Raw genomic sequence first — 25875 nt, 5'->3', positions numbered from 1 at the left:
ACTTACAGAAGTGCGAACACCAGCGCCAGGATCGATAGCAGCGACACCAGCCACACCAGGCTGCGCACGTAGGGCACGCCTGCGGCGTACAGGGGCAGATAGACCACACGCGCCCAGAAGTAGGCCTGCGCCGCCAGTGCAGTGGTGTCGTTGCCGCGACCGGCCACGACCACTGCGATGGCGGCGGCGGCGAAGAACGGAAACGTCTCCAGGAAATTGGCCTGCGCGCGCTGCAGGCGGCCGGCCAGCGGGCTGAGCGGCTTCGCATCGCCATCGCGTGCCGAAGCATTCCACTTCATCCCGCGCTCGCGGGTGACCACCGTGGAGGTGGCGAAGATGTACACGAAGCCCAGCAGTACCGACCAGGCCAGCATCGTCAGTTCAGTTGCCATCATTCACCTCCTCAGGGTGCCGACGCGCGCAGGCTGTAACCGGCCAGGCGCCACACCTGGTCCTCGTCGAAACGGAACGAGACCAGCTCGCGCACCGGCTGTGCGCTGTTGGCGAAACGGGTCGGGAAGCTGACGTTGATGTACAGCCCTTCCGGCACTGCTGCACCGGCGCTGTACTTGACCCGGGTGATGGTCGGCTGGCCACGCCCGGCCAGCGCACCCAGGCGCGTACGCTCGGCGGCCAACTGGCTGACGAAAGCGGCCTTCGGCACCGCACGGCGCGCGACGGCCGAAGCGCCATCCCACAATTCGCCGGCGCGGTTGGCGTCGACCAGTTGCGCTGCCTTCACTGCGGCGGCGCCCATTTCCGTGTCCTGTTTCTGCACCTGCGCCTGTTGAGCAGCGGTCAACGCAGGGGAACCGGCGGTAGCGGGCTTCGCAGCTGCCGGCGAGGCTGGTGCCGGGCGTGCCGGGGCCGGTGCAGGCGTGGCCGGCGCAGGGGCCTGCGCCAACACGGTCAGGGGCAGCAGGGACAGCAGCAGGAACGCGCGCTTCATGGACACCGCCGGTTTTCTGGAGAGAACCGCAGTCTACGCCAGCGCGGTGACTACGCCGTCAGCGTGCCGGAGCGTTGCCCTCCACCGCTGCCGCATCAGCTTGCGCGGCGGGCGCGGCGGTGTTCGCTGGCGGCTGCTCGGCCACCGGCGGCGGCTCCGACGGTGCCGGTGGCAGCGTCGCCACATCGATCTCCGACAGCGGGCTTTCGTCCGGGCATACCGCATCCGGGAAACCGAAGCGCTGCTTCAGGGCCTGGCCGCAGCTGTTGATCGATTCCATGTCGGCGCCGTCGCGCTTGCACTGCTGGTCGAAGGCGATCAGGAACGCGTCCTTGCGCTGCACGAAGTCATCGCCGCAGGCGCGCATCTGCTTGATCCGTTCCAGATCGTCCTGCACCGCGTTGGTGCCATCCAGGCCGTACTGGCGCAGCTCATCCGGCGTCAGCAGGCGCAGGCTGCGATTGGGCACGGTCATCATCAGATCGGCCACGCCCACCGCCACGCCATTGCGCTGCAGGTAATCCTTCACGTTGTCGTAGACTTCGTGCAGCTCGCGGTTGAGCTCGGCGCGCGAGGTGGCCTTGGAGCTGATCCGCATCATGCGGTGGATGCCGACCTTGCCCGACAGCAGGCGGTTGTCACCGGCAGCCAGCACGAACACGCAGGCGCTGTGGCAGATGGAGCCTTCGCGCACCCAGATGGTCCAGCCCGATTCACCGATGCTGTCACCGGCCACGATCGCCGACTCCACCTGGCCACCACTGGAGTCCAGGTCGAGGATGCGCTTGTGGATCTTCAGTTCGTCAGCGACCACCGCCAACCGCCACATCATTTCGGCGAAGCCCGGATTGATCTTGCCGGCGTAACGCACTCGCATCAGCCCACGCTCGGCACACGGCGCCAGGGCCTGGGTGATCTGCTCGCGCTGCAGCCCTTCCAGTTCGGCACCGTCGCCGGCATCGCCCGCATATTCCGTGCTGCAACTGACCCACGCACGCCCATTTTCCAGCTGCGCCTGCGGCCACGGCCGACCCGCCTGGCTGCGCGGCGGCGCTGGTGCCGGTGGCGCGTCGGCGGCATTGATCGAAACCATGTTCTCGCCATCACTGGCCGGCGCCCGCGCTGCCTTGTCGGCAGCGGTCACGTTGCCCGGATTCTCCAGCTGACTGCAGCCCGCCAGGGCCAGGCACAACAGGGGCAACCAGCGGAATTTGGCGGACATCGGGCAACCGGGATTCATGGGACCAAGAGCCACAGTCTACCCGTCCAGGCCGCGCATTCAGCGCGTGGCACTGAACCCCTTCTGACCCTTGGGAAAGCGTGTCGACCAAGGTCGACACCTACCAACAGCCTCAGGAACCTGTCGAAGGCGTGGTGGGGCCGGTGGCAGGGGTGCGAGCGGCATGGATGCCGCGACCAAGTCCCCAGGGGTGAGGGCGCTTTGCTTGCGAAGCACTGCTTCGCAAGCGCCCGAACGCACAGCCGCCAGCGGCTGGGCCGGTCTGGGGGTTCACGGCGTCCCCTGCCACCGGACCCACCACGCCATCCCACAGGAATCCCGCTTCTGCTGTTGCTGTTGCCGGCCAGCGGCCGGCACTACCGCGGGTCCGGGCGCAGCCCGGCGTGACCCCCTTCAGCATCCATGTCCGAATGTGGCGAGTATCCCCGCCCGCACCCGCCTAGACTGCCGCCATGGACACCGCCCTCGCCCTCGACACCGCCGCCTGCGACCGCGCCCGCCTGGCCCGCGACGCACGTTTCGACGGCGTGTTCTTCACCGCCGTGCGCAGCACCGGCATCTATTGCCGCCCGGTCTGCCCCGCACCGCCCCCGAAGCCGCGCAACATCACCTACTACCCGACCGCCGCTGCTGCCGCCGCCGCCGGCTATCGCCCGTGTCTGCGCTGCCGCCCGGAGCTGGCACCACAGGCCCAGCAGGCACTGGCCGGGCAGACCGTACAGCGCGCCCTGGCCCTGATCCACGGCGGCTTCCTGCAGGAGCAGCCGGTGGCCGATCTTGCTACGAAGCTCGGCCTCAGCGCGCGCCAGCTGCAGCGCCTGTTCGTCGAACGCCTGGGTGCGACGCCCGGGCAGATCCACGCCACCCATCGCCTGCTGCTGGCCAAGCAACTGCTGACCGAGACCACGCTGGCGGTGACCGACGTCGCACTGGCCGCCGGATACAACAGCCTGCGCCGCTTCAATACCGCATTCCTGCAGGGCTGCGGCATGGCCCCCACCGCACTGCGCCGCCAGCATCAACCGCTGGCCGCCGACGATGGCGGCCTGGTGTTGCGCCTGGGCTACCGTCCGCCGCTGGACTTCCCGCGCATGCTGGCGTTCCTGCGCAAGCGCAGCCTGCCCGGCATCGAGCTGATTGGCGAGGACAGCTATCAGCGCGTGCTGGGCACGCCGGAGCGCCCCACCCTGCTGCGCGTCACTGCCGACCCGAAGCGCCCGGAGCTGCGCCTGCAGCTGGGTGCGGTGGATCCGCGCCTGATCCCGGACATCGTGCGCCGCGTGCGTCGCGTGTTTGATCTGGATGCCGACCTGCAGCAGGTGCACGCCGCATTGGGCGAGGAACCCTTGCTGGCGCGCGGTATCGCCGAACGCCCCGGGCTGCGCGTGCCCGGCGGCTGGGATGGCTTCGAAGTGGGCGTGCGCGCCGTGCTCGGCCAGCAGGTTACTGTTGCCGCCGCCACCACCTTCGCGCGGCGGCTGGTCGATGCCTATGGCGCGCACCTGCCGGGCATGTCGTCCGACTTTGATCGCCAGTTCCCGGCACCCGAGGTATTGGCCGAGGCGCCTCTGGAATCAATCGGCCTGCCGCGCAGCCGCGCCGCGACCGTGCGTGCACTGGCCACCGCTTGCGCCAGCGGCCAGCTCGACTTCGGGCCCGGCCAGGCGCTGGAAGAGTTTGTTGCCCGCTGCGTGGCACTGCCCGGCATCGGCCCATGGACCGCGCAGTACATCGCTTTGCGTGGCCTCGGCCAGCCCGATGCCTTCCCGGCCGGCGATCTTGTACTGCAGCAGGTCCTCGGCCACGCGCAGGGCCAGCGGCTGAGCGAACGCGCAACCGAAGCGCGCTCGCAACCGTGGCGTCCCTGGCGCGCCTACGCCGTGCTGCACCTGTGGCACCTGTCCGGCACATTCGTTGGAGAACCGACATGACACTGTTGTTCGATCGTTTCGACAGCCCGATCGGCGTGTTGACCATCGCCGGCGACGAGCGTGGCCTGTCACACGTGCTGTTCCCGGAGAACCGCCACCCCGCGCGCGGGCGTGATGACTGGCATTACGCACCGGATGCCTTGCCGGAAGCACGCGAGCAGCTGCTGCAGTTCCTGCACGGCGAGCGCAACAGCTTCGACCTTGAGCTGGCGCCGCGTGGTACGCCGTTCCAGCTGCGCGTGTGGCAGGCGCTGGCGCTGATTCCGTTCGGCCAGACCTGGAGCTACCTGCAACTGGCGCAACACCTGGGAAAGCCCAGCGCGACCCGCGCGGTGGGCGCGGCCAACGGGCGCAACCCGTTGCCGATCATCCTGCCCTGCCACCGCGTGATCGGCAGCAACGGTGCACTGACCGGTTTCGGCGGTGGCCTGGAAACCAAGGCCGCGCTGCTGCGGCTGGAACAACGCCAGGCCCCGCTGTTCGCCTGAACATCGGGGTCAGATCCCTTTTCCCGTGGAAAAGGGATCTGACCCCGGGCGATCCTGGCGCGCCGTGTCTTGGGCCGGTAATTGCACCGGCTTATCATGCACGGATGACTTCCGTACGCCTGACCTGTTCGCTGGCGCTGCTGCTGCCATTGGCTGCCTGCACCACTGCGCCTGCCCCTACCGCCGCCGTTCCCACGTCCGTCGCATTGGCCGCACCGCCGAAGCTGCTGCTGATCTCCATCGACGGCCTGCGCGCCGATGCGCTGGACCGCGGGCTGACCCCGAACCTGCAGCGGATGATCGACGGCGGCGTGCGCGCCCGCTGGATGACACCGTCCTATCCTTCCCTGACGTTTCCCAACCACTACACCATCGTCACCGGCCTGCGCCCGGACCACCATGGCATCGTCAACAACAGCATGGACGATGAAGCGCTGGGCCGTTTCGAGCTGAGCAACCGCGAGGCCGTCACCACCAGTGCCTGGTGGGGCGGTGAACCGATCTGGGTCGGCGCCGAGAACGCCGGCGTGCGCACCGCCACGACGTCGTGGCCGGGCAGTGAATCGGAAATCCGTGGTGTGCGCCCCAGCCAGTGGCGCATCTACGACGGCAAGGAACCGCTGGAGCAGCGTGCCGGTATCGTGCTCGACTGGCTGGCACAGACCGACGCCGATGCCCCGCGACTGACCACGCTGTACATGGAGCACGTGGACAAGGCCGGGCACAACTACGGCCCCGGGTCGAAGCAGTACGCCGACGCCATCGCACGCGCCGACCTGATCGTCGGCCAGGTGCTCGACGGCCTGCAGCAGCGCGGCCTGGTCGCCACCACCAATGTGATCGTGGTGTCCGACCACGGCATGGCCAGCGTCGCCGACGGCCACGTGATCGCCACCGAATCGATGGCCGACCCGTCCATCGCGCGCAACGTCAGCCAGGGCCAGTCGGTGGGCTTCGCGCCAGTGGCAGGTCGTGAGGCTGAGGCCGAACGCGCCCTGCTCGGCCGCCATGCGCACTACGAGTGCTGGAAGAAGGAGAACCTGCCGGCGCGCTGGCACTACGGCACGCATCCGCGGGTTCCGGCCATCGTCTGTGCGATGGATGAAGGCTGGGATGCGCTGCACCGCGAGAAGATCGCCAAGCGCGCGAAGCAGGACCGTGGCTCGCACGGCTACGACAATGCCCTACCGTCGATGCGTGCGGTGTTCGTGGCCAGCGGCCCGTCGTTCCGCCAGGGCCTGGTGATCGACGGCTTCGACAATGTCGACGTCTACCCGCTGCTGGCCCACCTGCTGCAGGTGCCGGCCGCGCCGAACGATGGCAATCCGGAAACGCTGAAGCAGACCCTGCGCTGAATTCCCTGTAGAGCGAGCCCATGCTCGGCTGCATTACGCCAGCCGAACATGGGCTCGGCCCTGCAGGAACGCGCATAAAAAAACGCGGCGCCAGGCGCCGCGTTTTCCTTGGACCGGTCGGTCGGCCTGATCAGGCCTTGGCGACGGCCTTCTTCGCCACGGCCTTCTTCGCCGGAGCCTTGGCCACGGTCTTCTTGGCAACCGGGGCGGCGGCGCCTACGGCGACCTTGCTCGCGGTGTGCGAACGGGCGTTGCCGTAGCTGGCGTTGTAGCGCTTGCCCTTGGCGGTCTTGCGGTCACCCTTACCCATGTCTTCAACTCCTCAAGTGTGAAATCTGGTTACCCCGTACTGACACGGGTTCGGCGGGGCCGCCTTGCTGGGCGCCCCCGCGCACGATCGGAAATCCTATCACGGCGTGCCTAGTGCGCGCAGCTTGCGTCGTGCACGTGGCCGTGGTTGAGGCGCAGGTTGACCAGGTGGGCAACGCCCACCAGCAGGCCGCCGATGGTCATCACCACCGCATGCGGCACCGCATTGTGGTGCAGCGGGTCGTACAGCACGCCGGCCCACAGCGCGACCAGGCCGGGGATCAGGAAGCCGAGCGCACGCAGCGCACCGTGGCGGCGATAGCCCCAGACCAGGCTGAACAGCCCGAGCAGGGTCACGAACACCACCAGCGCCTGTTCCACGCCATCGCTCAGCCAGAACGACAGGCCCAGCGACGGCGCCGCCGCCAGCAGCACGGGGATCACCGCGCAATGCACTGCGCACAGCATCGAACCAGTGGCACCGAAACGATCGAGCAGGTGGCGCAGGCGTGAGGACAGGGACATGACTTCCAGCAGGGTCGGCGAATCGTTATGGAATAATATAACATCCCTCTCCGAACCGCACGGTTTCCCCTCCCCCTGTCCCGTCGACGGGATTCGTGCGCCCTGCGATTGATACATTGTAACAAAGGACCTGCCCATGCCCGCCCACACCCCTCGGCTCAAGCCGCATTCCCTGGCCCTGGCCCTCGCCGCCCTGCTGCCGTCCGTCGCCTTTGCAGCCGGCCAGGACACCTCCCATCGTGACCGCCACCTGACCGAACTCTCCTCGGTACAGGTCACCGCGTCGCCGCTGCAGGGCGATGCCGAATCCCTGGCGCGCCCGGTGGACGTGCTGGCCGGTGAGCGCCTGGACGAGCAGAAGGCCGGCACCCTGGGCGATACCGTGGCCAAGCTGCCCGGCGTACAGAGCACCTTCTTCGGCCCCGGCGTCGGCCGCCCGATCATCCGCGGCCAGGAAGGCCCGCGCGTGGCCGTGCTGTCCAACGGCATGGGCAACATGGACGCCTCCACGGTCAGCGCCGACCATGCCACCAGCATCGAGCCGTTCCTGGCCGACCAGATCGAAGTGCTGAAGGGTCCGGCCACGCTGCTGTTCGGCAGCGGCGCCATCGGTGGTGCGGTCAATGTGGTGGATGGCCGCATCGCGCGCGAGCTGCCGGAGCGCCCGCTCAGCGGCCGCGCCGAGCTGCGCGGCAACTCGGTGAACAATGAGCGCAGCGGCATGTTCCGCCTCGATGGTGTCAGCGGCAACGTCGTGCTGCACGTGGATGGCCTGGTGCGCAATGGCGACGACTACCGCATTCCCGGCTACGCGGTGATCGACAGCCTTGAAGACCACCATGACCACGATCACGACCATGATCACGACGCAGCCGAGGGCGAAGAACCGCGCCGCGGCCGCCTGGACAACAGTTCGATCCGCACCCGCGCCGGCGGCGTCGGCGCAACGTGGCTGGGCGACGGTGGTTACTTCGGTGTGTCGGCCAGCACCTATCGCACCAACTACGGCATTCCCAACGGCGCGCACGTGCATGCCGATGGTGATGACCATGGCCATGACCACGGTCACGACCACGGCGATGAAGAGGAAGGCGGCGACGAGCATGACGTGCGCATCGACATGGTGCAGAACCGCTTCGAGACCAAGGCCGGCATCTACAACCCGGTCTCGTTCCTGAAGAACATCAACGCACGCGTGGCTTACACCGACTACGAGCACGTGGAGCTGGAGGCCGGCACGCCGTCGACGCGCTTCACCAACCGTGGTATCGAAGCGCGCCTGGAAGCCGTGCAGCAGCAGATCGGCGGCTGGGACGGCGCGTTCGGCCTGCAGTTCGGCAACAGCGATTTCGGCGCCAAGGGCGAAGAGGCGTTCGTACCGGATACCGGCACCAGGAACATCGGCCTGTTCGTGCTGCAGGAAAAGCAGTTCGGCCCGTTCAAGCTGGAACTGGGTGGCCGCCACGACCAGGTCAAGCTGGACCCGACCGGCGACTACCGCCGTCGCACGTTCGGTGCCACCAACCTGTCTGCCGCCGGTATCTGGAAGCTCAACGATGCCGTTGACCTGCGCATCGGCGTGGACAGCTCAGAGCGTGCGCCGACCAACGAAGAGCTGTACGCCGCCGGCGCGCACATCGCCACCCGCTCGCTGGAGATCGGCGACGCCAACCTGAAAACCGAGCGCGGCCAGCGCGTCGAACTGGGCATCCATACCCACAGCGATCGCCTGGACTTCTCCGCGTCGGTCTACCAGACGAAGTTCAAGGACTTCATCTACCTCGCCGACACCGGTGTTACCGAAGGCCTGCCGGTCCGCGCCTGGACCCAGCAGGACGCGGTGTTCCGCGGCGCCGAGGCCGAAGCGCTGGTGCACCTGTTCGAGGGTGGCGCCGGTGACTGGGATCTGCGCCTGTTCGGTGACTATGTGAAGGCCAAGCTGGATGGCAGCGGCAGCCGCAGCCTCGACATCGCCGTACCGCACGGCGACCACAACCACAACTACAGCGTGGAGCTGGCCAATACCGGCTACCTGCCGCGCATCGCCCCGGCCCGCGTCGGCGCCGACCTGCGCTGGTCGAAGGACGGCTGGCGCGCCTCGGTCGGTGCAGTGCGTTACAGCCGCCAGAAGGACGTCGCCCAGAACGAAGCCCCGAGCGACGGCTACACCCTGGTCGACGCGCACCTGGCCTACCGCTGGGATCGCAACGCGGGCAACAGCTACGAGGTGTTCCTGGATGGCAGCAACCTGACCAACCGCGAAGTGCGCCCGCATACCTCGCTGCTGCGCGACTACTCGCCGCTGCCAGGCCGTGGAGTCGCATTCGGGATCCGCGCGTTCTTCTGATCGCGCACGGCGGGGTCGGATCCCTTTCCGAAGGAAAGGGCTCTGGCACCACCGCATTGAACGGGGGCCTTCGGGCCCCCGTTTTCATTCCGTCCCACGCCATCACGCATCCGTCACAAAGGTGTGCGTACGACAACAAGCGGACAATCCCGTCACTCAAAGTCTCGCCAATCGGACATTTTTGTCCGAAAATGATTCCATGACCGCTCAACGTGCCGATGCTGCTGCCCGCCGTGCCCTCATCCTCGACGCCGCCGATCATGTCTTCGGCCAACATGGCGTCACCGCCCCGCTGGATCTGGTGGTCGAACGCGCCCAGGTGGGCCGCGCCACCCTGTACCGCAACTTCCCCGACCGCACCGCGCTGATCCAGGCGCTGCTGCAGCGCACGGTCGACCGCATCCGGCGCCAGGTCGAACAGCTCGGTGACCGCGATGACGCCCTGTTCGAGGTGTTCGAGGGCATGGCCCAGCGCATCATCGATTCGCCGGCACTGGCCGATTACTGGCGTGCGGTTGATTCGGACGTGCCGTCCATGCGCGCCGCGCGCGAGACCGTGCGCGACCTGCTGGAGGAACCGATCGCGCGCGCCAAGGCCGCCGGGCTGTGCCGTGACGACCTGGAAAAGACGGATATTTCACTGATCTCGGGCATGCTGGGTGCGGCCCTGCGCGGCAAGACCCGCGACGAGCGCGCCCAGTTGGCCGGGCGTGCCCTGCAGCTGCTGCGTGGGGGTCTCCAGGGAGCTGCCAGCGAGGCCCGTTGATGGTCCAGCCGTATCTGAAGCCGGTTCCGGATTGGGAGGAGCATGAGAAGCCGACCATGCCCGGCTCGGCGTCGATGCCCTGGCACCCGCCGTACCGGCGCGCGGCCTATGCGCTGGTATCGTTGCTGGTGGCGATCACCGGCGGCCTCGGCAATGCGCTGGTCACCGCCAACCTGCCGTTCCTGCAGGGCCAGCTGGCGCTCACTCCGACCCAGGGCAGCTGGCTGGTGGCCGCGTATGCGATGGTGAATGTCACCGCCAACCTGCTGGCCTTCAAGTTCCGCCAGCAGTACGGCATCCGCCTGTTCGCCGAGATCGGCCTGGGCCTGTATGCGGCGCTGGCGGTGCTGCACCTGTTCGTCGGCAGCTTCGAGACCACGATGCTGACCCGCGCCGCCAGCGGTTTCGCGGGTGCGGCCTGTTCGACACTGGGCACGCTGTACATGCTGCAGGCGCTGCCGCGCCGCTTTACCGGCAACCTGCTGGTGGTCGGCGTCGGCCTTTCGCAGCTGGCGGTGCCGATCGCCTGGATCGTTTCGCCAGGCCTGGTCGATACCGGCCAGTGGCACCAGCTGTATTCCTTCGAAGCCGGCCTGGCCCTGTGCGCGTTCGCGGCAGTGGTAGTGCTGAAGCTGCCGCCCGGCATCCAGGTGAAGGCGTTCGAGCCATTGGACTTCCTCACTTTCGCCCTGCTCGCGCCGGCGGTCGCGCTGCTGGTGATCGTGCTGGCGCAGGGCTACACCCGCTGGTGGCTCAACACCCCATGGCTGGGCTGGGCGCTGGTCGCCTCGATCGTGCTGTCCACCACCGCCTTCATCATCGAACACTACCGGCGCAATCCGCTGCTGCAGATCCGCTGGCTGTCGAAGCTGCCGGTGCTGCACTTCATCGTCGGCGCGTTCCTGATCCGCTTCCTGACCACCGAGCAGTCCTACGGCGTGGTCAACCTGATGCGCACGCTGGGCATGGGGCCTGACCAGATGCGGCCGTTGTTCGTAGTGATCCTGGCCGGGGTGATCGTCGGCATCGCCGGCGCCTCGCTCACCTTCGGACCGAAGCGGCTGATCGCGCAGCTGCTGATGGCGATCCTGCTGCTGGGCGCCGCCGCGTTCTTCGACCAGCACCGCACCAGCCTGGACCGGCCGCACGACTTCTACGCCAGCCAGTTCCTGGCCTCGGTCGGTGCCGGCATGTTCATGGGCCCGCTGATCATGCTCGGCATCTCCGCCGCGTTGAAACAGGGCGTCGACCACATGATCACCTTCCTGGTGACGCTGTCGATCACGCAGACCCTGGGTGGCCTGGCAGGTTCGGCGGTGCTGGGGACCTTCCAGCTGCATCGCGAGCAGCTGTATTCCAGCGCGCTGACCAGCCAGCTCGATCCGGCCGATCCGGTGGTCGCGCAACGGCTGCGCATCCAGCAGCAGCTGTACGCTGCGCAGATCACCGACCCGGTGCTGCGCAGTGCGCAGGGCAGCGCGCAGCTGGCGCAGACCACGCGCCGCGAAGCCAACGTGCGTGGCTTCAATGACGTGTTCACGCTGAGCGGCTGGCTGGCGATCGGCTTCCTGTGCTGGTTGCTGCTGCTGTCGCTGCGCACCGCCGTGCTCAAGCAATGGCGCAAGCGCCACCCCGCCCTTTCCACCGCGTCCACGCCGGCCGCGTCCCGTTGAGTCCTCCCATGCCTCCCGTCCCGCCCCGCCCCGACGACACCGACAACGTCACCCCACCGCCGCCGACCGACGCGGCGCCCGCGGCCACGCCGGTAGAACCTGCGGTCGCGCCGAAGTACCTCAAGCCCAGCGCCCGCAGCGTGGTGGTGATGGTGGTAGTGGCCTTGCTGGGCATTGCGCTGATCCTGCGCGCCTGGCACCTGTGGCCGTTCACCAGCAGCGTGATGGTGACCGACAACGCCTATGTACGCGGCCAGATCACGGTGATGGCGCCGCAGGTGAACGGCTATGTGACCGAAGTGCTGGTGAAGGATTTCCAGCATGTGAAGCAGGGCGAGCCGCTGCTGCGCATCGATGACCGCATCTATGCGCAGCGCGTGGCCCAGGCGCAGGCGACGCTGGACAGCGCGCGCGCGGCGCTGGCCAACTCGGACCAGTCACAGGCGCAGAACCGCGCACAGATTGCCTCCGCCCGCGCCACGCTGTCGGCTGGCCAGGCCGAACTGCAGCGTTCGCGCAATGAATTGAAACGCTACGAGGAACTGGCGGCGCAGCAGCTGGTGTCCATCAACGACCGCGACAAGTTCCGCACCACCCAGGCGTCGGCACAGGCCAGCGTGCAGCAGTCGCAGGCGCAGATCCGCATCGCCGAGGAAACGCTGGTGTCGACCCAGGTCGCGCGCAAGAGCCTGGAAGCGCAGGTGGAAAGCGCGCAGGCGCAGCTGGAACTGGCCCGCATCGACCTGGCCAACACGGTGATCCACGCACCACGCGACGGCCAGATCAGCGAAGCCAGCGTACGCGTGGGCCAGTACGTCGCTGCCGGTTCGCAGCTGCTGTTCCTGGTACCTGACACGCTGTGGGTGGTGGCCAACTACAAGGAAGGCCAGACCTGGGGCATGGCGATCGGCCAACCGGCGACGTTCTCGGTGGACGCGTTCCAGGGCCAGGTGCTGCGGGGCCGCGTGCAGGAGATCGCCCCAGCCACCGGGTCGGAATTCAGCGTGCTGCGCCCGGACAATGCCAGCGGCAACTTCACCAAGGTGGTGCAGCGGCTGCCGGTGCGGATATCGATCAACAGGGATCAGAAGCTGGCAAAGCAGCTGCGGCCCGGCATGTCGGTGATCGTGCGGGTGGATACCCGGTCCAAACCGATGGACTAGGACGCAGGCCCTGCCGCACCGGTATGAAACGGGGTCAGATCCCTTTGCCAGTGGCAAAGGGATCTGACCCCGTTTCCAAAATGCCGGCCAGCGGCCGGCCCTACCGTTGCATTAGCCGGCGCAGCGCGCGCAGAGGCCATGCACTTCCAGCGTCTGTGCCTGCGGCTGGAAGCCCAGCTCCTTGGCGCGCTTCTCCAGCTGGGTGACGATCTCGCGGTCTTCCAGTTCCACCGCGCTGTGGCAGCTGTTGCAGATCAGGAACGGCACCGAATGCGCGGCACTGCTGGGATGGTGGCAGGCCACGAAGGCATTCACCGATTCCAGCTTGTGCACGAAGCCATTGGCCATCAGGAAGTCCAGCGCGCGGTACACGGTGGGCGGGGCATCGGCGCCCACGCCCTTGCCGTTGCGCACCCATTCCAGCAGCTCGTAGGCCTTGACCGGCTTGCCGGCCTCGGCGATCAGCTTCAGCACGTTGGCGCGGATCGGGGTCAGGCGCAGCCCGCGTTCGCGCGAGACACGCTCGACCACCGCCACGAAATCCGATGCGTCGTGGACGTGGTGGTGCGGGGCGGTACAGGCAGTGGCGGTCTTGGCGGGCATGCGTGTTCTCCGGTTCGGGCCTGGCAAGGATGCCTCAGGCCGTTGCTACCTTGGTGATGGCCGCATCAATGCGTTTCAAGGCCTGCTCGCGGCCGGCCAGGTAAACGGTATGGGAAATGTCAGGACTGACCTGGGTGCCGGTGATGGCCACGCGCAGCGGCTGGGCGACCTTGCCCATGCCGATCTCCAGCGCTGCGGCCGCGTCGTGCAGGGCGACGCCCACCGACTCGGCGGTCCACTCCGGCAACGCTGCCAGCAGCTCGCGGGCCTTGCCCAGCGCCACCTCGGCACCGGCCTTGAGGTGCTTGGCCACCGCCGCTTCGTCGTACCCGGTCAGCGGCTGGTACCAGACCACGGCCTTCTCGGCCATTTCCTTCAGGGTCTGCACGCGTTCACGCAGGGCGATCACCACATCCTCCGGGGCCGGGCCGGCGGCCACGTCCAGGCCCAGCTTCTGCAGCTGGTAGACCAGGTGCGGCACGATGGCGGCCACGTCCTCGGTCTTCAGGAAGTGCTGGTTGACCCAACCCAGCTTGGCCATGTCCAGACGCGAGGCCTTGGAATTGCAGTCCTTCACGTCGAACAGGTCGATCAGCTCCTGGCGGCTGAACAGCTCCTGGTCACCGTGGGACCAGCCCAGGCGGGCCAGGTAGCTCAGCAGCGCATCGGGCAGGTAGCCGGCGTCCTTGTACTGCATCACGTCGGCCGCGCCGGTGCGCTTGGACAGCTTGGCGCCCTGCTCGTCCAGGATCATCGGCATGTGGCCGAACTTCGGCACCGGCGCACCAATGCCCTCGTACAGGTTGATCTGGCGCGGGGTGTTGTTGATATGGTCGTCGCCGCGGATGACCTCGGTGATGCCCATGTCCCAGTCGTCCACCACCACCGCGAAGTTGTAGGTGGGGTAGCCGTCCGGGCGGAAGATGACCATGTCATCCAGTTCGCTGTTGGCGATCTCGATGCGGCCCTTGATCAGGTCGTCGAACACCACCGTACCTTCCAGCGGGTTCTTGAAGCGGATGACGCGGTTCGGGTCGTCCTTGTACGGCAGGCCCAGTTCGCGTGCAGCGCCGTTGTAACGCGGCTTTTCCTGCCTGGCCATGGCGGCCTCGCGCATCGCGTCCAGCTCTTCGCGGGTTTCGTAGGCGTAGTAGGCCTTGCCGTCGGCGATCAGCTGCTCTGCCACTTCCCGGTAGCGGGCGACGCGGTCGGTCTGATAGATCGGGCCTTCGTCGTAGTCCAGGCCCAGCCACTCCATCGCCTCCAGGATGGCGTCGATCGCGCCCTGGGTGCTGCGTTCACGGTCGGTGTCCTCGATGCGCAGCACGAACTCGCCGCCACGGTGGCGGGCCTCCAGCCAGCAGTACAGCGCGGTGCGGGCACCACCGATGTGCAGGTAGCCGGTGGGACTGGGGGCGAAGCGGGTGCGGCAGGTCATGGACGGCTCGAGGAACGGGGATCCCCCGATTTTACCAGCCCGCCGCCCCCGACGGAAAAAGGGGACGGAGGGGATTAAGTCGCGATTGCCCAGCCCGTGGGCACTGCAACCGGGAAACGGAGGGGAGATGCGACTTAATCCCCTCCGTCCCCTTTTACGGTTCCACCTTGCGCGGGAACGGCTGCTCGCGCATCGCGGCGTTGTAGGCGAACGAGGCGACGATGGCTGCGGCCTGCTTCAGGTCTTCCGGTTCGGCGTGGTCCCAGGTGTCCAGGTGGCTGTGGTGGACATTGGTGAAGTAGTCCAGCCGGTCCTGGATGAACTGGAAGCCCGGCAGGCCGATGCGGTCGAAGCTGATGTGGTCGGTGCTGCCGGTGTTGCGGGTCGCCACGGTGGTGGCGCCGACGTCATGGAACGGCGCCAGCCAGGCTTCGAAGATCGGCATCGCCGCCAGGTTTTCCTGGGCGTAGATGCCCCGGAAGCGGCCGGAGCCGTTGTCCATGTTGAAGTAGACCTGGAACTTGCTGTAATCGCGGGTCTTCTGCAGTGCACCGGTCGGCTCGCGCAGCGACGCCGGCAGCGCCTTCTGCGCCGGGTCGGTGGGCTCCGGGAACCGGCCGAAATGCTTGGCCACATAGGCCTGCGAGCCGATCAGGCCCTGCTCCTCGCCGCTCCACAGCGCCACGCGGATGGTGCGCTTGGGCCTGGCGCCGGTGGCCTTGAGGATGCGCATGGCCTCCATCATCACCGCCACGCCGGCGGCGTTGTCGGCCGCGCCGGTGCCGCTGTGCCAGGAATCCAGGTGCGCACCGATCATCACCACTTCATCGGGCCTGCTGCTGCCGCGGATCTCGGCCAGCGTGTTGTAGCCGGGCTGGTCGGCGTCATCGGTGAAGCGCGCGGCCACATCCACGCGCAGGCGCACGGTCTGCCCGGCCTTCAGCGCGCGCACCAGCGGGTTGAAGTGCTCGCTGATCATCGCCAGCTCGGGGATGCCGACCGGCTCGCCGGCCTTGCGCGAACCACCACCGGCAACGCGGATGATGCCGTTGTCCCAGCTGCTGATGCTGATCGAGGCCAGCGCCCCTTCTTCGACGAAGAACGCATTGACCCTGGTCGCCAGCTGCTGGCGTTCCTGGTACTCCTTGACCCGCTTGGCGCGCTCGGCGGTGGCGTCCTGGTCCTTCGGCAGGGTGAACGCCTGCAGCCCTTCCAGCGAGGTCGCGTCATGCCGATGGGAATCCGGCTCGGTGCCGCGCTTGTACTCGCGCGCCTCGCCCAGCAGCAGGATCTTGCCGCGCAGCTTGCCGCGGTACTTCTCGATGTCTTCGGGCTTCTTGATCTCGACCTGCACCAGCTCGCCTTCAACCGGCCCCTTGGTGCCCGGCGTCCAGGCCTTGGGCAGTGCATGCAGCGGCTGCACACGGTCGCCCAGCATTTCCACGCTGGCCGAGGTGAACTCCCAGCCACGGCCAAAGTCATCGAACGCTTCGTCGTGGACGTTGTCCAGCTTCCATTCGTTGAACTTGCCGCGGGTCCACGCGTTGGCGCGGCCCATCGCCGGGGAGTTGGTCAGCCGCGGGCCGATGCGTTCGGTGAGATAGCTGAAGGTGTCCATCACCTGCGAACGGTGGAAGGCCTCCTGGCGGATGCGGCTGACCATGTCCAGGTCCACTGATTCGCGCTGCTGCGCCGCTGCATTGCCACCCATTGCCAGCGCTACGGCCAGCACGCCCCACTTCAACACATCGCACCCCTGCCTTCCGGCCTGCTCATCAACCCATCGAGTCTAGCCAGCAGCGGCGCCGCGATACCGTCCCATCGGTCATGGGCGGGAGCGTGCGAACCAAGGTTCGCACCCACAACAGTAGGTCCACGCCATGCGTGGATGAACAGCCCAATCACCCGCTCCATCCCAACCACAACTGTGCCCGCTCCGGCAGCAGCAGCAACCAGTGCCGCCGGTCGATGCTGCTGCAGCCATACACCGCCGCATGCGCGGGCCAGTCATCGGGCAGGCCACCAATGCCGATTTCCGCGAGTGCTTCCGCCCCGGCCTTCCATGGCCGGTAGCGCGGCACCTTCCCAGCCAGCGCACCGCGTCCCTGCCGCGCGCCCTGCAACCAGGCCAGGCCCTTGCCCTGCAATCCCTCGCAGGTCACCGCGGCCAGCTGGAAGCGGACCACGCCGGGGGCGATCCGTGCCCCCGGCAGGGCCGCCAGCACGCCATGTGCCTGCAGCAGTGCATCCACTTCCAGCAGGGCCGGAATGCCCTGCCGCGCCCGTTGCCGCAATCCCTGGCGCCAGCTCATGGCGTGCTCCTTACTTCAGGTCCGCGCCAAGCGCGTACCAGTCGACCCGGCGGGTCACCCACATCGCCAGCGCCAGGATCACGAACAGCAGCAGCGATCCCATCAGCAGTGCGTTGTTCTCCGACACCAGCAGGCCATACAGCGCGCCGTACAGCACGGTCAGCAGCGCAGCGAAGCCAAGGCCGCGCTTCCAGTGGCCCAGCACGTTGGCCAGGTACACCGCCTGCAGGCCGATGCAGGCCACGGCCGAGACCAGGTAGGCCTTCCAGAACGCGATGTGCTCGGACAGGCTGATCAGCAGCAGGAAGAAGATCGCCAGCGCCAGGCCGACCATCAGGTACTGCAGCGGATGGATGCGCAGCGACTTGATCAGTTCGAACAGGATGAAGCCGACGAAGGTCAGCACCACGAACAGCACGCCGTACTTCGAGGCACGGTCGGCCTGGGTGTAGGTATCGACCGGATCGACCAGCGACACCGTCACGGCCTGCGAATCGATCGTCCCCTCGCTGCGCAGCTGGCGCTGTGCATCGGAGGCCAGCGAGGACACCGCCCAGCGTGCATCGAAGCCCTGTGCATCGACACGGCGTTCGTTGGGCAGGAAGGCGCCGCTGAACGACGGATGCGGCCAGCTCGACCGCAGCGCGATCCGGGTGTCATCGCCCACCGGCACCACCGACAGCATGCGGCTGCCATCCAGGCGCAGCTCCAGTTCAACGGTGCTGGCGGCCAGCGCGCCGCCCTGATCCGCGGCGAAACCGCTCACCGGCGCATGCAGGCCACGTCCGATTTCGCTGGCCACGCCTACGCCGGGCAGCAACCGCAGCTGCTTGCCGTCCACCCGCAGGTTCGGCGTGCCCACCAGGCCGCGCACATCGGAAACCCCCAGCGCCACATAGGGCTGGCCATAGGTGCGGCCGTTCTTCACCGGATAGTCGTCTTCGGCGAAAGTCGCCTTCAACTGGCCATTCCAGCTGTACACCGGCACCTTGAACAGGCCGACCTCGCGCTGGCTCGGCAGCATCTCGCCGCCCACCTCCAGCGACGCCGGCATCTGCAGCCAGTGGCCCTCGGTCACCTGGATCTCGGTCTTCTTGACGCCCAGCGGGTCAACCAGTTCAACCTGCTTGCGTTCCACCCACGGCACCACCCGTACCGGGCCCACCAGCTGCTGCGTGCCGGCACGGCTGTCGGCCACCCGGGCAAAGGCCTCGTCGCGGTACTGGCTGCGCTCGGTGATGACCCCGCGGATCATCATCAGCGGCACCAGCAGCAACAGGATCAGCCCGCCGACAATGGCGAACCTCAGCAGCATCTTCAGGGATTTCATGGTCCATCCTCGTTGGAGAGGGCTGCAGGATGGACCGCTGCGGTGAGCAGGGTTTGTGGCGAAGTTGAAGCGAGTGTGAAGTCAGCGGCGCGGACGCTGGCCCGGCACTGACAACGGCAGCCACAGGCTGGCCACGGTGCCACCGCCGTCGCGCGCGTCGAGGCTGGCGCGACCATCGTGCAGGCGCGCGACCTCCTGCACGAACGGCAGGCCCAGGCCGGAACTGCGCCGGCCGCTGCCCGGGCGGGCAAGCGAATAGAAGCGTTCGAACACCCGTTCGCGCGCGTAGTCGGGAATGCCGGCACCGCGATCCGCCACCTGCAGGCGCACGCCCTGCCCGTCCACCTCGGCCTGCACTGCGATGTCCGCGCCGGGCGGTGAGAAGGCAATGGCGTTGTCGATCAGGTTGTGCAACGCCTGCCGCAGCAGATAGGCATCGCCCTGCACGCGCAGGTCGGGCGCGCTGCCGATGCTGACCTGCACGCCGGCCGCTTGCGCACGCACCTGCGCCGCCGCTGCCGCATCGGCCAGCAACGTTGGCAGCGCGATCGGATCGCGGGTCTGCAGCCAGCCGTGCTGTTCCACTTCGGCCAGCGCCAGCAGCTTGTCGATGGTCTCGGTCAGCCGCTCCTGCTGGTCGACGATGCTGCGCGCAAAATGCACGCGGTCGGCCTCGGGCAGCGGCTCCTGCAGCAGCTCGGCGGCACCGCGGATCGCCGCCAGCGGGCTCTTCATTTCATGCGTCAGTGACTGCACGTACTGTTCGACATAGGCCTTGCCCTCCAGCTTGCGGCGCATGGTTTCCAGCGCCTGGCCCAGGTCGCCGATCTCGTCGCGGCGGCGCCGTGGCGGTGGCACCGGTTCGCCGGCGCTGACCGCGCGTGCATAGCGGCTGAGCTGGCCGAGGCCGGTGGTGAGCCACATCGTCACCAGCACGCCGACCAGCGCCGACAGCCCGATCAACCAGGCGCCGCGCTCGATGATGGCGCGCTGGCTGGCGGCGATGAACGGATCGATGCTGCGGTTGGGCTGGGCCAGGCTGAGCACGCCGATCAGGGTGCGCCCATCGGCCGGGTCGTATACCGGCGCCGCCACGTGCATCACCGTATCGCCTTCTTCGCCTGGTATTTCCGGGCTGGAGCGGGCGCCGTACTCGCCACGCAGGGTGCGGTAGACATCGTTCCAGCGCGAATTGTCACGCCCGAGGTCGCGGCCCAGCGAGTCGTAGATGACGATGCCCCTGGCATCGGTGATGGTCACCCGGTAATCCAGCGATCGCTTGGGAAAACGCCAGACCATCGCCTTCAGGTCGCGCTGCCGCGCCTTGGCCAGGTTGCGGGTGAAGCTGCCGCTGCGGATGGTGCCGTCCTTGACGTCGGCGGCGGCCATCTCGGCCAGCACGTTGGCCGCATCGACCAGGGTCGATTCCATCGCCTGGCGCACACCGGGCTTCACCTCGTTGACGAATACGCGCATCACGAAGAACGCGGCGATGCCGGTGATCAGGAAGAAGCCGAGGAACAGCTTCAGTACCAGGCGCATCGGCTAGACCTCCAGCGCGTAGCCAAGGCCACGGTGGGTGCGGATCGGGTCGTCGCTGGCACCAGCCGCACGCAGCTTGGCGCGCAACGTCTTTACATGGGTGTCGACGGTGCGGTCGGCACTGTCGGCGCTGCTGTCCCAGCCCCGGTCCATCAGCTGCGCGCGGCTGAGGATGGCACCGGGCCGCTGCAGCAGCGCTTCCAGCAACGCGTACTCGTAGCGGGTCAGGTCCAGCGCGTGGCCGCGGAAGCGGATACGCCGGCCTTCGCGGTCGATGGCGAAGGCGCCATGTTCCTGCCAGCCCGCATCTGCGCCGGGGGCTGCCACGACCGCTGCCGCACGACGCAGGCGCGCACGCACCCGCGCCACCAGCTCACGCGGCGAGAACGGCTTGGTCATGTAATCGTCGGCGCCCAGTTCCAGGCCGAGCACGCGGTCCACTTCATCGTTGCGGGCGGTCAGGAAGATCACCGGCAGCTGCGCCGCCGGCCCGGGCTGCGCACGCAGCCGCCGGCAGACCTCGAAACCGCCCAGGTCCGGCAGGCCCACGTCCAGCACCACCACGTCGATATCGCCGGCCTGCAGCCGTTGCAGGGCCTCGCCGCCCAGCAGGCAGTGGCTGGCGGCATAGCCTTCGCTGCGCAGCGCATAGAGCATGGTTTCGGCGATGGCGGCTTCGTCCTCGACCACCAGGACATGGGCAACGGGAGCTGTCATGGCGCGCAGCATAGCCGCTGCGGCCGCCGCCCCGTACACTGCCGCCCATGAACTATCGCCACGCCTTCCACGCCGGCAACCACGCCGATGTGCTCAAGCACATCGTGCAGCTGGCCCTGATCGACAGCTTCAAGCGCAAGGACAGCCCGTTCTTCGTGCTCGACACCCACGGCGGTGCCGGCCGCTACCTGCTGGCCAGCGAAGAGAGCCGCAAGACCCTGGAGGCCGAATCCGGGATCATGCGGCTGATGGCCCAGCCCAGGCTGCCGGAGGTGGTCGAGCGCTACCTGAAGGCGGTGCAGGCCGACAACCCGGTGGGCGCGCTGACCAACTACCCGGGCTCGCCGCTGCTGAGCGCACAGGCGATGCGCGCGCAGGACCGCATGGCGGTCTGCGAGCTGCAGGAAGCCGAAACGGCCACGCTGAAGGCCCTGTTCGCCCATGACAGCCGCGTCGATGTGCGCGCTGGCGATGGCTATGCCCTGCTGCGCTCGCTGCTGCCGCCGAAGTTCAACGGCAGCAAGATCGGCCGTGGCCTGGTGCTGATCGACCCGCCGTACGAGGCCCAGGACGCCGAGTACCAGGCCGTTCTGGCCGCCCTGGCCGAGACCTTGGCGCGCTGGCCACAGGCGACCTGCGCGGTGTGGTTCCCGATCAAGCAGCGCCGCACCATCCTGCACTTCCTGCGCAAGGCCACCGCCCTGCCGGTGAAATCGGCGATGACGATCGAGTTCCTGGTGCGCCCGGACGACTCGCCGCTGCGCCTCAACGGCAGCGGCATGCTGCTGCTCAACCCGCCGTGGCAGTTCGACCGGGTGGTCGGCCCGGCCCTGCCGGCGCTGCGCCAGCACTTGGGCGAACCGGGGGCCAGCACCCGCCTGGATTGGCTCAAAGCCACCGAATGACGGCCTTCACGAGGCTGTACCGCCGTGAGCCTTTCGTTCACGGAATGCAGCCCCGGTGATGCCACAATCGATGGACCACCAAGGAATCACCCGGTATGGCCACTCGCAACCGCATGCCGCCCTGGCATGAGATCTTCAAGGCTCCCAGCGGCCACGAGCTGCTGATCCGCCCCATCCGCCCGGAAGATGGCGCACCGCTGCAAGCGGCGTTCAGCCTGTTCGGGCCGGAAGAAATCCGTGATCGTTTCCTGCAGGCGGTGACCGAGCTTTCGCCGGAAACCACCCAGCGCCTGACCCACCCGAATCCCAAGACCGAGATCACCCTGGTCGCAGCCGAATCCCTGCCCGCTGGCGAAGCGGTGGTCGGCGCGGTCGCCCGGGCCTCGATCATCCCCGGCACCCGTGAAGCCGAGTACGCGATCCTGATCAGCCGCTTCCTCATTGGCCAGGGCCTGGGCCGGCAGCTGATGCGCAAGCTGGTGAAGTGGGGCCGCGGCAAGTACCTGGACCGCCTGTACGGCGACGTCGCCGCCGAGAACGAGCCGATGAAACAGCTGGCCGCCTCGCTGGGCTTCAAGCCGGTCCCGCACCCGGCCGGTGCCGAAGGCCTGGTGCGGATGGTGCTGGAGCTGGACAACTGACAGATGCGCCGGGCCCCGCCCGGCGATGCCTGCCGGTAGTGCCGGCCGCTGGCCTGAACTGCGTTACCCCAACGGCACATGAGGCTGCCGGCAATCGGCCGGCACGACCCACCGGGCTTCGATCGGGCTTCTGCTAAAATCCGGGGTCCATGTCGCGTACCTCATACCCCGCCCCGCCGCTGCCGCGCGCCGGCCAGCTCCGCGCCTGGTGGCGCGCCCCCGCCTCGCCGACCGCCCTGGCCTGGTACCTTGCCCAGGCCGCGCGTGCGCACGACGCCCCGCTGCTGGTGATCGCCCGTGACAACCACGGTGCCAACCAGCTCGAAGCCGACCTGCACACCCTGCTCGGCGGCGATCCGGCCCTGCCGGTGGTCGCCTTCCCGGACTGGGAAACCCTGCCCTACGACCGCTTCAGTCCGCATCCGGACATCATTTCGCAGCGCCTGGCCGCCCTGCACCGCCTGCCCGCGCTGAAGCGTGGCCTGGTGATCGTGCCGGTGCAGACCCTGCTGCAGCAGCTGGCCCCGCGCAGCTACGTGATCGGTGGCAGCTTCGACCTGAAGGTCGGCCAGCGCCTGGACCTGGAAGCCGAGAAGCGCCGCCTGGAAAGCGCCGGCTACCGCAACGTGCCGCAGGTGATGGATCCGGGCGACTTCGCTGTGCGCGGCGGCCTGCTCGACGTGTACCCGATGGGTGCCGACGAGCCGCTGCGGGTGGAACTGCTGGACGAGGACATCGACTCGATCCGTGCCTTTGACCCGGAAAGCCAGCGTTCGCTGGACAAGGTCGAGGCGGTGCACATGCTGCCCGGCCGCGAAGTGCCGATGGATGAAGCCAGCATCGCCCGCGTGCTGGCCACGCTGCGCGAGCGGTTCGATGTCGATACCCGGCGCAGTTCGCTGTACCAGGACCTGAAGTCCGGACTGGCGCCGGCCGGCGTCGAGTACTACCTGCCGCTGTTCTTCGAACGCACCGCAACCCTGTTCGACTACCTGCCCAGCGGCAGCCTGCCGGTGGTCTGTGCCGGTGCGTATGAAGCGTCCGTCGCGTTCTGGGCGCAGACCGCGGACCGCTATGAGCAGCGCCGCCATGATGTGGAGCGCCCGCTGCTGCCGCCGTCGGCGTTGTACCTGTCGCCGGAGCTGCTGCGCGAGCGCCTGAACGATGCCCCGCGCATCGAGGTGTGGTCGGCTGACCATGCGCGCATCGCCGACGCGCACGCGCTGGGCGACCAGCCGCTGCCCCCGCTGCCGGTGGCCGCGCGCGAAGCCCCCGCTGGCGAGGCGCTGAAATCCTTCCTCGGCCATTATCCGGGCCGGGTACTGATCGCCGCCGATTCACCCGGCCGCCGCGAGGCGCTGCTGGAAGTGCTGCAGGCCGCCGAGCTGAAGCCGCCGGTGGTGGCCGACCTGCCCAGCTTCCTCGCCGACGACGCGCGCTTCGCGATCGCGGTGGCACCGCTGGAGGATGGCTTCGCGCTGGACGATCCGCGCATCGCGGTGCTGACCGAGCGCCAGCTGTTCCCCGAGCGCGCCGGCAGCACCCGGCGCACGCGCCGTGCCGGCCGCGAGCCGGAAGCGATCATCCGCGACCTCGGTGAACTGACCGAGGGCGCGCCGATCGTGCACGAGGATCATGGCGTCGGCCGCTATCGTGGCCTGATCGCGATGGACGTCGGCGGCATGCCCGGCGAGTTCCTCGAAATCGAATATGCCAAGGGCGACCGCCTGTATGTGCCGGTCGCCCAGCTGCACCTGATCAGCCGCTATTCCGGTGCGTCGGCGGAAACCGCGCCGCTGCATTCGCTCGGTGGCGAGCAGTGGAGCAAGGCCAAGCGCAAGGCCGCCGAGAAAGTACGCGACGTCGCCGCCGAACTGCTGGAGATCCAGGCCCGCCGCCAGGCGCGTGCCGGCCTGGCACTGCAGGTCGACCGCGCGATGTACGAGCCGTTCGCGGCCGGTTTCCCGTTCGAGGAGACCCCGGACCAGCTGGCCGCGATCGACGCCACCCTGCGCGACCTGGCCAGCAGCCAGCCGATGGACCGCGTGGTCTGCGGCGACGTCGGCTTCGGCAAGACCGAGGTGGCGGTGCGTGCGGCCTTTGCGGCCGCCAGTGCCGGCAAGCAGGTGGCTGTGCTGGTGCCGACCACGCTGCTGGCCGAACAGCATTACCGCAACTTCCGCGACCGCTTCGCCGATTACCCGCTGAAGGTCGAGGTGCTGTCGCGCTTCAAGACCACCAAGGAAATCAAGGCCGAGCTGGAAAAGGTCGCCGCCGGCACCATCGACGTGATCGTCGGTACCCATCGCCTGCTGCAGCCGGACGTGAAGTTCAAGGACCTGGGCATGGTCATCGTCGACGAGGAGCAGCGTTTCGGCGTACGCCAGAAGGAAGCGCTGAAGGCGCTGCGCGCCAACGTGCACCTGCTGACCCTGACCGCCACACCGATTCCGCGCACGCTCAACATGGCCATGGCCGGCCTGCGCGACCTGTCGATCATCGCCACGCCGCCGCCGAACCGGCTGGCGGTGCAGACCTTCATCACCCAGTGGGACAACGCGCTGCTGCGCGAAGCCTTCCAGCGCGAGCTGGCGCGTGGTGGCCAGCTGTATTTCCTGCACAACGACGTGGAAAGCATCGGCCGCATGCAGCGCGAGCTGTCCGAGCTGGTGCCGGAGGCGCGCATCGGCATCGCCCATGGGCAGATGCCCGAGCGCGAGCTGGAAAAGGTGATGCTGGATTTCCAGAAGCAGCGCTTCAACGTGCTGCTGTCGACCACGATCATCGAGTCGGGCATCGACATCCCCAACGCCAATACCATCATCATCAACCGTGCCGACCGTTTCGGCCTGGCCCAGCTGCACCAGCTGCGTGGCCGCGTCGGACGTTCGCACCACCGCGCCTACGCGTACCTGATCACGCCCGACCGCCGCGCGATCACCCCCGACGCTGAGAAGCGCCTGGAAGCGATCGCCTCGATGGACGAGCTGGGCGCCGGCTTCACCCTGGCCACGCACGATCTGGAAATCCGCGGTGCCGGCGAACTGCTCGGCGAGGACCAGAGCGGGCAGATGGCCGAGGTCGGCTTCAGCCTGTACACCGAGCTGCTGGAGCGCGCGGTGCGCAGCATCAAGCAGGGCAAGCTGCCCGACCTTGATGCCGGCGAGGAAGTGCGTGGTGCCGAGGTCGAACTGCATGTGCCGGCACTGATCCCGGAAGACTACCTGCCGGACGTGCATACCCGCCTGACCCTGTACAAGCGTATTTCCAGCGCGCGCGACAGCGATGCGCTGCGCGAACTGCAGGTGGAGATGATCGATCGCTTCGGCCTGCTGCCGGATGCGGCCAAGCACCTGTTCGCCATCGCCGAGCTGAAGCTGAAGGCCAACACGCTGGGCATCCGCAAGCTGGACCTGGGCGAAAATGGTGGCCGCATCGTGTTCGAATCCAAGCCGAACATCGACCCGATGGCGGTGATCCAGCTGATCCAGAAGCAACCGAACCTGTACGCCATGGAAGGGCCCGACAAGCTGCGCATCAAGCACCCGCTGCCGTTGCCGGAAGACCGCTTCAACGCGGCCCGCGCCCTTCTGACCACCCTCGCCCCGGGTTGATCGCCCCCCGAACACCCCGCACCGGTC

The 25875-nt window shown here is 67.9% G+C and carries 22 protein-coding genes; 10 read left to right on the top strand and 12 right to left on the bottom strand.

The window, feature by feature from the left end; genetic code table 11:
• Positions 1–2 precede the first annotated feature (2 nt).
• From VG566_RS05345 to VG566_RS05335, 3 genes are read right to left on the bottom strand one after another with little or no spacing between them, the layout of a single operon-like run.
• Positions 3–392, bottom strand: a complete 390-nt coding sequence (locus VG566_RS05345) for an MAPEG family protein (protein WP_046429692.1) — start codon at positions 390–392, stop codon at positions 3–5.
• 11 nt (positions 393–403) lie between these two features.
• Positions 404–949: a DUF4019 domain-containing protein gene (locus VG566_RS05340; RefSeq protein WP_241884158.1), complete on the bottom strand. Its 546-nt coding sequence runs from the start codon at positions 947–949 to the stop codon at positions 404–406.
• 58 nt (positions 950–1007) lie between these two features.
• Positions 1008–2171 carry a hypothetical protein gene (locus VG566_RS05335; RefSeq protein ID WP_041863185.1) on the bottom strand — a complete coding sequence of 388 codons (1164 nt, stop codon included), beginning with the start codon at positions 2169–2171 and terminating at the stop codon, positions 1008–1010.
• Between the two features lie 470 nt (positions 2172–2641).
• Here VG566_RS05335 and VG566_RS05330 point away from each other — a divergent pair, with 470 nt between their 5' ends.
• The 3 genes from VG566_RS05330 to VG566_RS05320 all read left to right on the top strand — a co-directional run bounded on the left by VG566_RS05330 (position 2642) and on the right by VG566_RS05320 (position 5963).
• The gene (locus tag VG566_RS05330; RefSeq protein ID WP_014646458.1) at positions 2642–4120 is read left to right on the top strand and encodes a DNA-3-methyladenine glycosylase 2 family protein; all 1479 of its coding nucleotides are present in this window, start codon (positions 2642–2644) and stop codon (positions 4118–4120) included.
• Complete coding sequence (locus VG566_RS05325; RefSeq protein ID WP_241884157.1) at positions 4117–4608, top strand: methylated-DNA--[protein]-cysteine S-methyltransferase; 492 nt, start codon at positions 4117–4119, stop codon at positions 4606–4608. Before VG566_RS05330 ends, VG566_RS05325 begins: the two co-directional genes overlap by 4 nt.
• Positions 4609–4712: 104 nt before the next feature.
• Positions 4713–5963 carry an ectonucleotide pyrophosphatase/phosphodiesterase gene (locus VG566_RS05320; protein WP_164165454.1) on the top strand — a complete coding sequence of 417 codons (1251 nt, stop codon included), beginning with the start codon at positions 4713–4715 and terminating at the stop codon, positions 5961–5963.
• Between the two features lie 130 nt (positions 5964–6093).
• Here VG566_RS05320 and VG566_RS05315 read toward each other — a convergent pair whose 3' ends face one another.
• Positions 6094–6273 (bottom strand): 30S ribosomal protein THX, encoded by a 180-nt coding sequence (locus VG566_RS05315; RefSeq protein WP_004150462.1) that lies wholly within the window; start codon positions 6271–6273, stop codon positions 6094–6096.
• 110 nt (positions 6274–6383) lie between these two features.
• Positions 6384–6797 carry a MerC domain-containing protein gene (locus tag VG566_RS05310; protein ID WP_008264835.1) on the bottom strand — a complete coding sequence of 138 codons (414 nt, stop codon included), beginning with the start codon at positions 6795–6797 and terminating at the stop codon, positions 6384–6386.
• Between the two features lie 136 nt (positions 6798–6933).
• Between VG566_RS05310 and VG566_RS05305 the strand changes: the two genes are divergently transcribed.
• From VG566_RS05305 to VG566_RS05290, 4 genes are all read left to right on the top strand, one after another.
• The gene (locus VG566_RS05305) at positions 6934–9144 is read left to right on the top strand and encodes a TonB-dependent receptor (protein WP_164165452.1); all 2211 of its coding nucleotides are present in this window, start codon (positions 6934–6936) and stop codon (positions 9142–9144) included.
• A 199-nt stretch (positions 9145–9343) separates the two neighbouring features.
• Positions 9344–9910, top strand: a complete 567-nt coding sequence (locus VG566_RS05300) for a TetR/AcrR family transcriptional regulator (protein ID WP_014646454.1) — start codon at positions 9344–9346, stop codon at positions 9908–9910.
• A complete protein-coding gene (locus tag VG566_RS05295; protein ID WP_032956775.1) occupies positions 9910–11583 on the top strand; it encodes an MFS transporter in 1674 nt (557 codons plus the stop codon). Before VG566_RS05300 ends, VG566_RS05295 begins: the two co-directional genes overlap by 1 nt.
• A gap of 8 nt (positions 11584–11591) precedes the next feature.
• Positions 11592–12746, top strand: coding sequence for an HlyD family secretion protein (locus VG566_RS05290; protein ID WP_049420618.1), 1155 nt, complete (start codon positions 11592–11594; stop codon positions 12744–12746).
• Positions 12747–12857: 111 nt separating this feature from the next.
• Here VG566_RS05290 and VG566_RS05285 read toward each other — a convergent pair whose 3' ends face one another.
• The 7 genes from VG566_RS05285 to creB form a co-directional block, all read right to left on the bottom strand.
• On the bottom strand, positions 12858–13349 hold the full coding sequence (locus tag VG566_RS05285) for a Fur family transcriptional regulator (RefSeq protein ID WP_004150412.1): 492 nt from the start codon (positions 13347–13349) through the stop codon (positions 12858–12860).
• 34 nt (positions 13350–13383) lie between these two features.
• Entirely contained in the window at positions 13384–14787 is a 1404-nt protein-coding gene (gene gltX / locus VG566_RS05280) for a glutamate--tRNA ligase (RefSeq protein ID WP_164165450.1), read from the bottom strand.
• A gap of 154 nt (positions 14788–14941) precedes the next feature.
• Positions 14942–16534, bottom strand: coding sequence for a M20/M25/M40 family metallo-hydrolase (locus VG566_RS05275; RefSeq protein ID WP_014646450.1), 1593 nt, complete (start codon positions 16532–16534; stop codon positions 14942–14944).
• Between the two features lie 154 nt (positions 16535–16688).
• Complete coding sequence (locus VG566_RS05270) at positions 16689–17099, bottom strand: hypothetical protein (protein ID WP_100449661.1); 411 nt, start codon at positions 17097–17099, stop codon at positions 16689–16691.
• A 10-nt stretch (positions 17100–17109) separates the two neighbouring features.
• Positions 17110–18429 carry a cell envelope integrity protein CreD gene (gene creD / locus VG566_RS05265; protein WP_241884156.1) on the bottom strand — a complete coding sequence of 440 codons (1320 nt, stop codon included), beginning with the start codon at positions 18427–18429 and terminating at the stop codon, positions 17110–17112.
• Between the two features lie 81 nt (positions 18430–18510).
• Positions 18511–19971: a two-component system sensor histidine kinase CreC gene (gene creC, locus VG566_RS05260; protein ID WP_241884155.1), complete on the bottom strand. Its 1461-nt coding sequence runs from the start codon at positions 19969–19971 to the stop codon at positions 18511–18513.
• Between the two features lie 3 nt (positions 19972–19974).
• Positions 19975–20700, bottom strand: a complete 726-nt coding sequence (gene creB / locus VG566_RS05255) for a two-component system response regulator CreB (RefSeq protein ID WP_241884154.1) — start codon at positions 20698–20700, stop codon at positions 19975–19977.
• A gap of 35 nt (positions 20701–20735) precedes the next feature.
• Here creB and VG566_RS05250 point away from each other — a divergent pair, with 35 nt between their 5' ends.
• From VG566_RS05250 to mfd, 3 genes are all read left to right on the top strand, one after another.
• Entirely contained in the window at positions 20736–21593 is an 858-nt protein-coding gene (locus VG566_RS05250; RefSeq protein WP_241884153.1) for a 23S rRNA (adenine(2030)-N(6))-methyltransferase RlmJ, read from the top strand.
• 95 nt (positions 21594–21688) lie between these two features.
• Positions 21689–22234: a GNAT family N-acetyltransferase gene (locus VG566_RS05245; RefSeq protein ID WP_014646444.1), complete on the top strand. Its 546-nt coding sequence runs from the start codon at positions 21689–21691 to the stop codon at positions 22232–22234.
• 149 nt (positions 22235–22383) lie between these two features.
• Entirely contained in the window at positions 22384–25848 is a 3465-nt protein-coding gene (gene mfd, locus VG566_RS05240; RefSeq protein ID WP_075076202.1) for a transcription-repair coupling factor, read from the top strand.
• Positions 25849–25875 lie beyond the last annotated feature (27 nt).

Source organism: Stenotrophomonas sp. CASM114 (genome assembly GCF_049384325.1).
Classification (GTDB): Bacteria; Pseudomonadota; Gammaproteobacteria; order Xanthomonadales; family Xanthomonadaceae; genus Stenotrophomonas; species Stenotrophomonas muris.
This window is presented reverse-complemented; position numbering and strand designations above follow the sequence as displayed.

Bases quoted from the DNA above. Each gene is read 5' to 3' on its own strand.
- VG566_RS05345 (WP_046429692.1), bottom strand. From the start codon at position 392: ATGGCAACTGAACTGACGATGCTGGCCTGGTCGGTACTGCTGGGCTTC.
- VG566_RS05340 (WP_241884158.1), bottom strand. From the start codon at position 949: ATGAAGCGCGCGTTCCTGCTGCTGTCCCTGCTGCCCCTGACCGTGTTG.
- VG566_RS05335 (WP_041863185.1), bottom strand. From the start codon at position 2,171: ATGTCCGCCAAATTCCGCTGGTTGCCCCTGTTGTGCCTGGCCCTGGCG.
- VG566_RS05330 (WP_014646458.1), top strand. From the start codon at position 2,642: ATGGACACCGCCCTCGCCCTCGACACCGCCGCCTGCGACCGCGCCCGC.
- VG566_RS05325 (WP_241884157.1), top strand. From the start codon at position 4,117: ATGACACTGTTGTTCGATCGTTTCGACAGCCCGATCGGCGTGTTGACC.
- VG566_RS05320 (WP_164165454.1), top strand. From the start codon at position 4,713: ATGACTTCCGTACGCCTGACCTGTTCGCTGGCGCTGCTGCTGCCATTG.
- VG566_RS05315 (WP_004150462.1), bottom strand. From the start codon at position 6,273: ATGGGTAAGGGTGACCGCAAGACCGCCAAGGGCAAGCGCTACAACGCC.
- VG566_RS05310 (WP_008264835.1), bottom strand. From the start codon at position 6,797: ATGTCCCTGTCCTCACGCCTGCGCCACCTGCTCGATCGTTTCGGTGCC.
- VG566_RS05305 (WP_164165452.1), top strand. From the start codon at position 6,934: ATGCCCGCCCACACCCCTCGGCTCAAGCCGCATTCCCTGGCCCTGGCC.
- VG566_RS05300 (WP_014646454.1), top strand. From the start codon at position 9,344: ATGACCGCTCAACGTGCCGATGCTGCTGCCCGCCGTGCCCTCATCCTC.
- VG566_RS05295 (WP_032956775.1), top strand. From the start codon at position 9,910: ATGGTCCAGCCGTATCTGAAGCCGGTTCCGGATTGGGAGGAGCATGAG.
- VG566_RS05290 (WP_049420618.1), top strand. From the start codon at position 11,592: ATGCCTCCCGTCCCGCCCCGCCCCGACGACACCGACAACGTCACCCCA.
- VG566_RS05285 (WP_004150412.1), bottom strand. From the start codon at position 13,349: ATGCCCGCCAAGACCGCCACTGCCTGTACCGCCCCGCACCACCACGTC.
- gltX (WP_164165450.1), bottom strand. From the start codon at position 14,787: ATGACCTGCCGCACCCGCTTCGCCCCCAGTCCCACCGGCTACCTGCAC.
- VG566_RS05270 (WP_100449661.1), bottom strand. From the start codon at position 17,099: ATGAGCTGGCGCCAGGGATTGCGGCAACGGGCGCGGCAGGGCATTCCG.
- creD (WP_241884156.1), bottom strand. From the start codon at position 18,429: ATGAAATCCCTGAAGATGCTGCTGAGGTTCGCCATTGTCGGCGGGCTG.
- creC (WP_241884155.1), bottom strand. From the start codon at position 19,971: ATGCGCCTGGTACTGAAGCTGTTCCTCGGCTTCTTCCTGATCACCGGC.
- creB (WP_241884154.1), bottom strand. From the start codon at position 20,700: ATGCTGCGCGCCATGACAGCTCCCGTTGCCCATGTCCTGGTGGTCGAG.
- VG566_RS05250 (WP_241884153.1), top strand. From the start codon at position 20,736: ATGAACTATCGCCACGCCTTCCACGCCGGCAACCACGCCGATGTGCTC.
- VG566_RS05245 (WP_014646444.1), top strand. From the start codon at position 21,689: ATGGCCACTCGCAACCGCATGCCGCCCTGGCATGAGATCTTCAAGGCT.
- mfd (WP_075076202.1), top strand. From the start codon at position 22,384: ATGTCGCGTACCTCATACCCCGCCCCGCCGCTGCCGCGCGCCGGCCAG.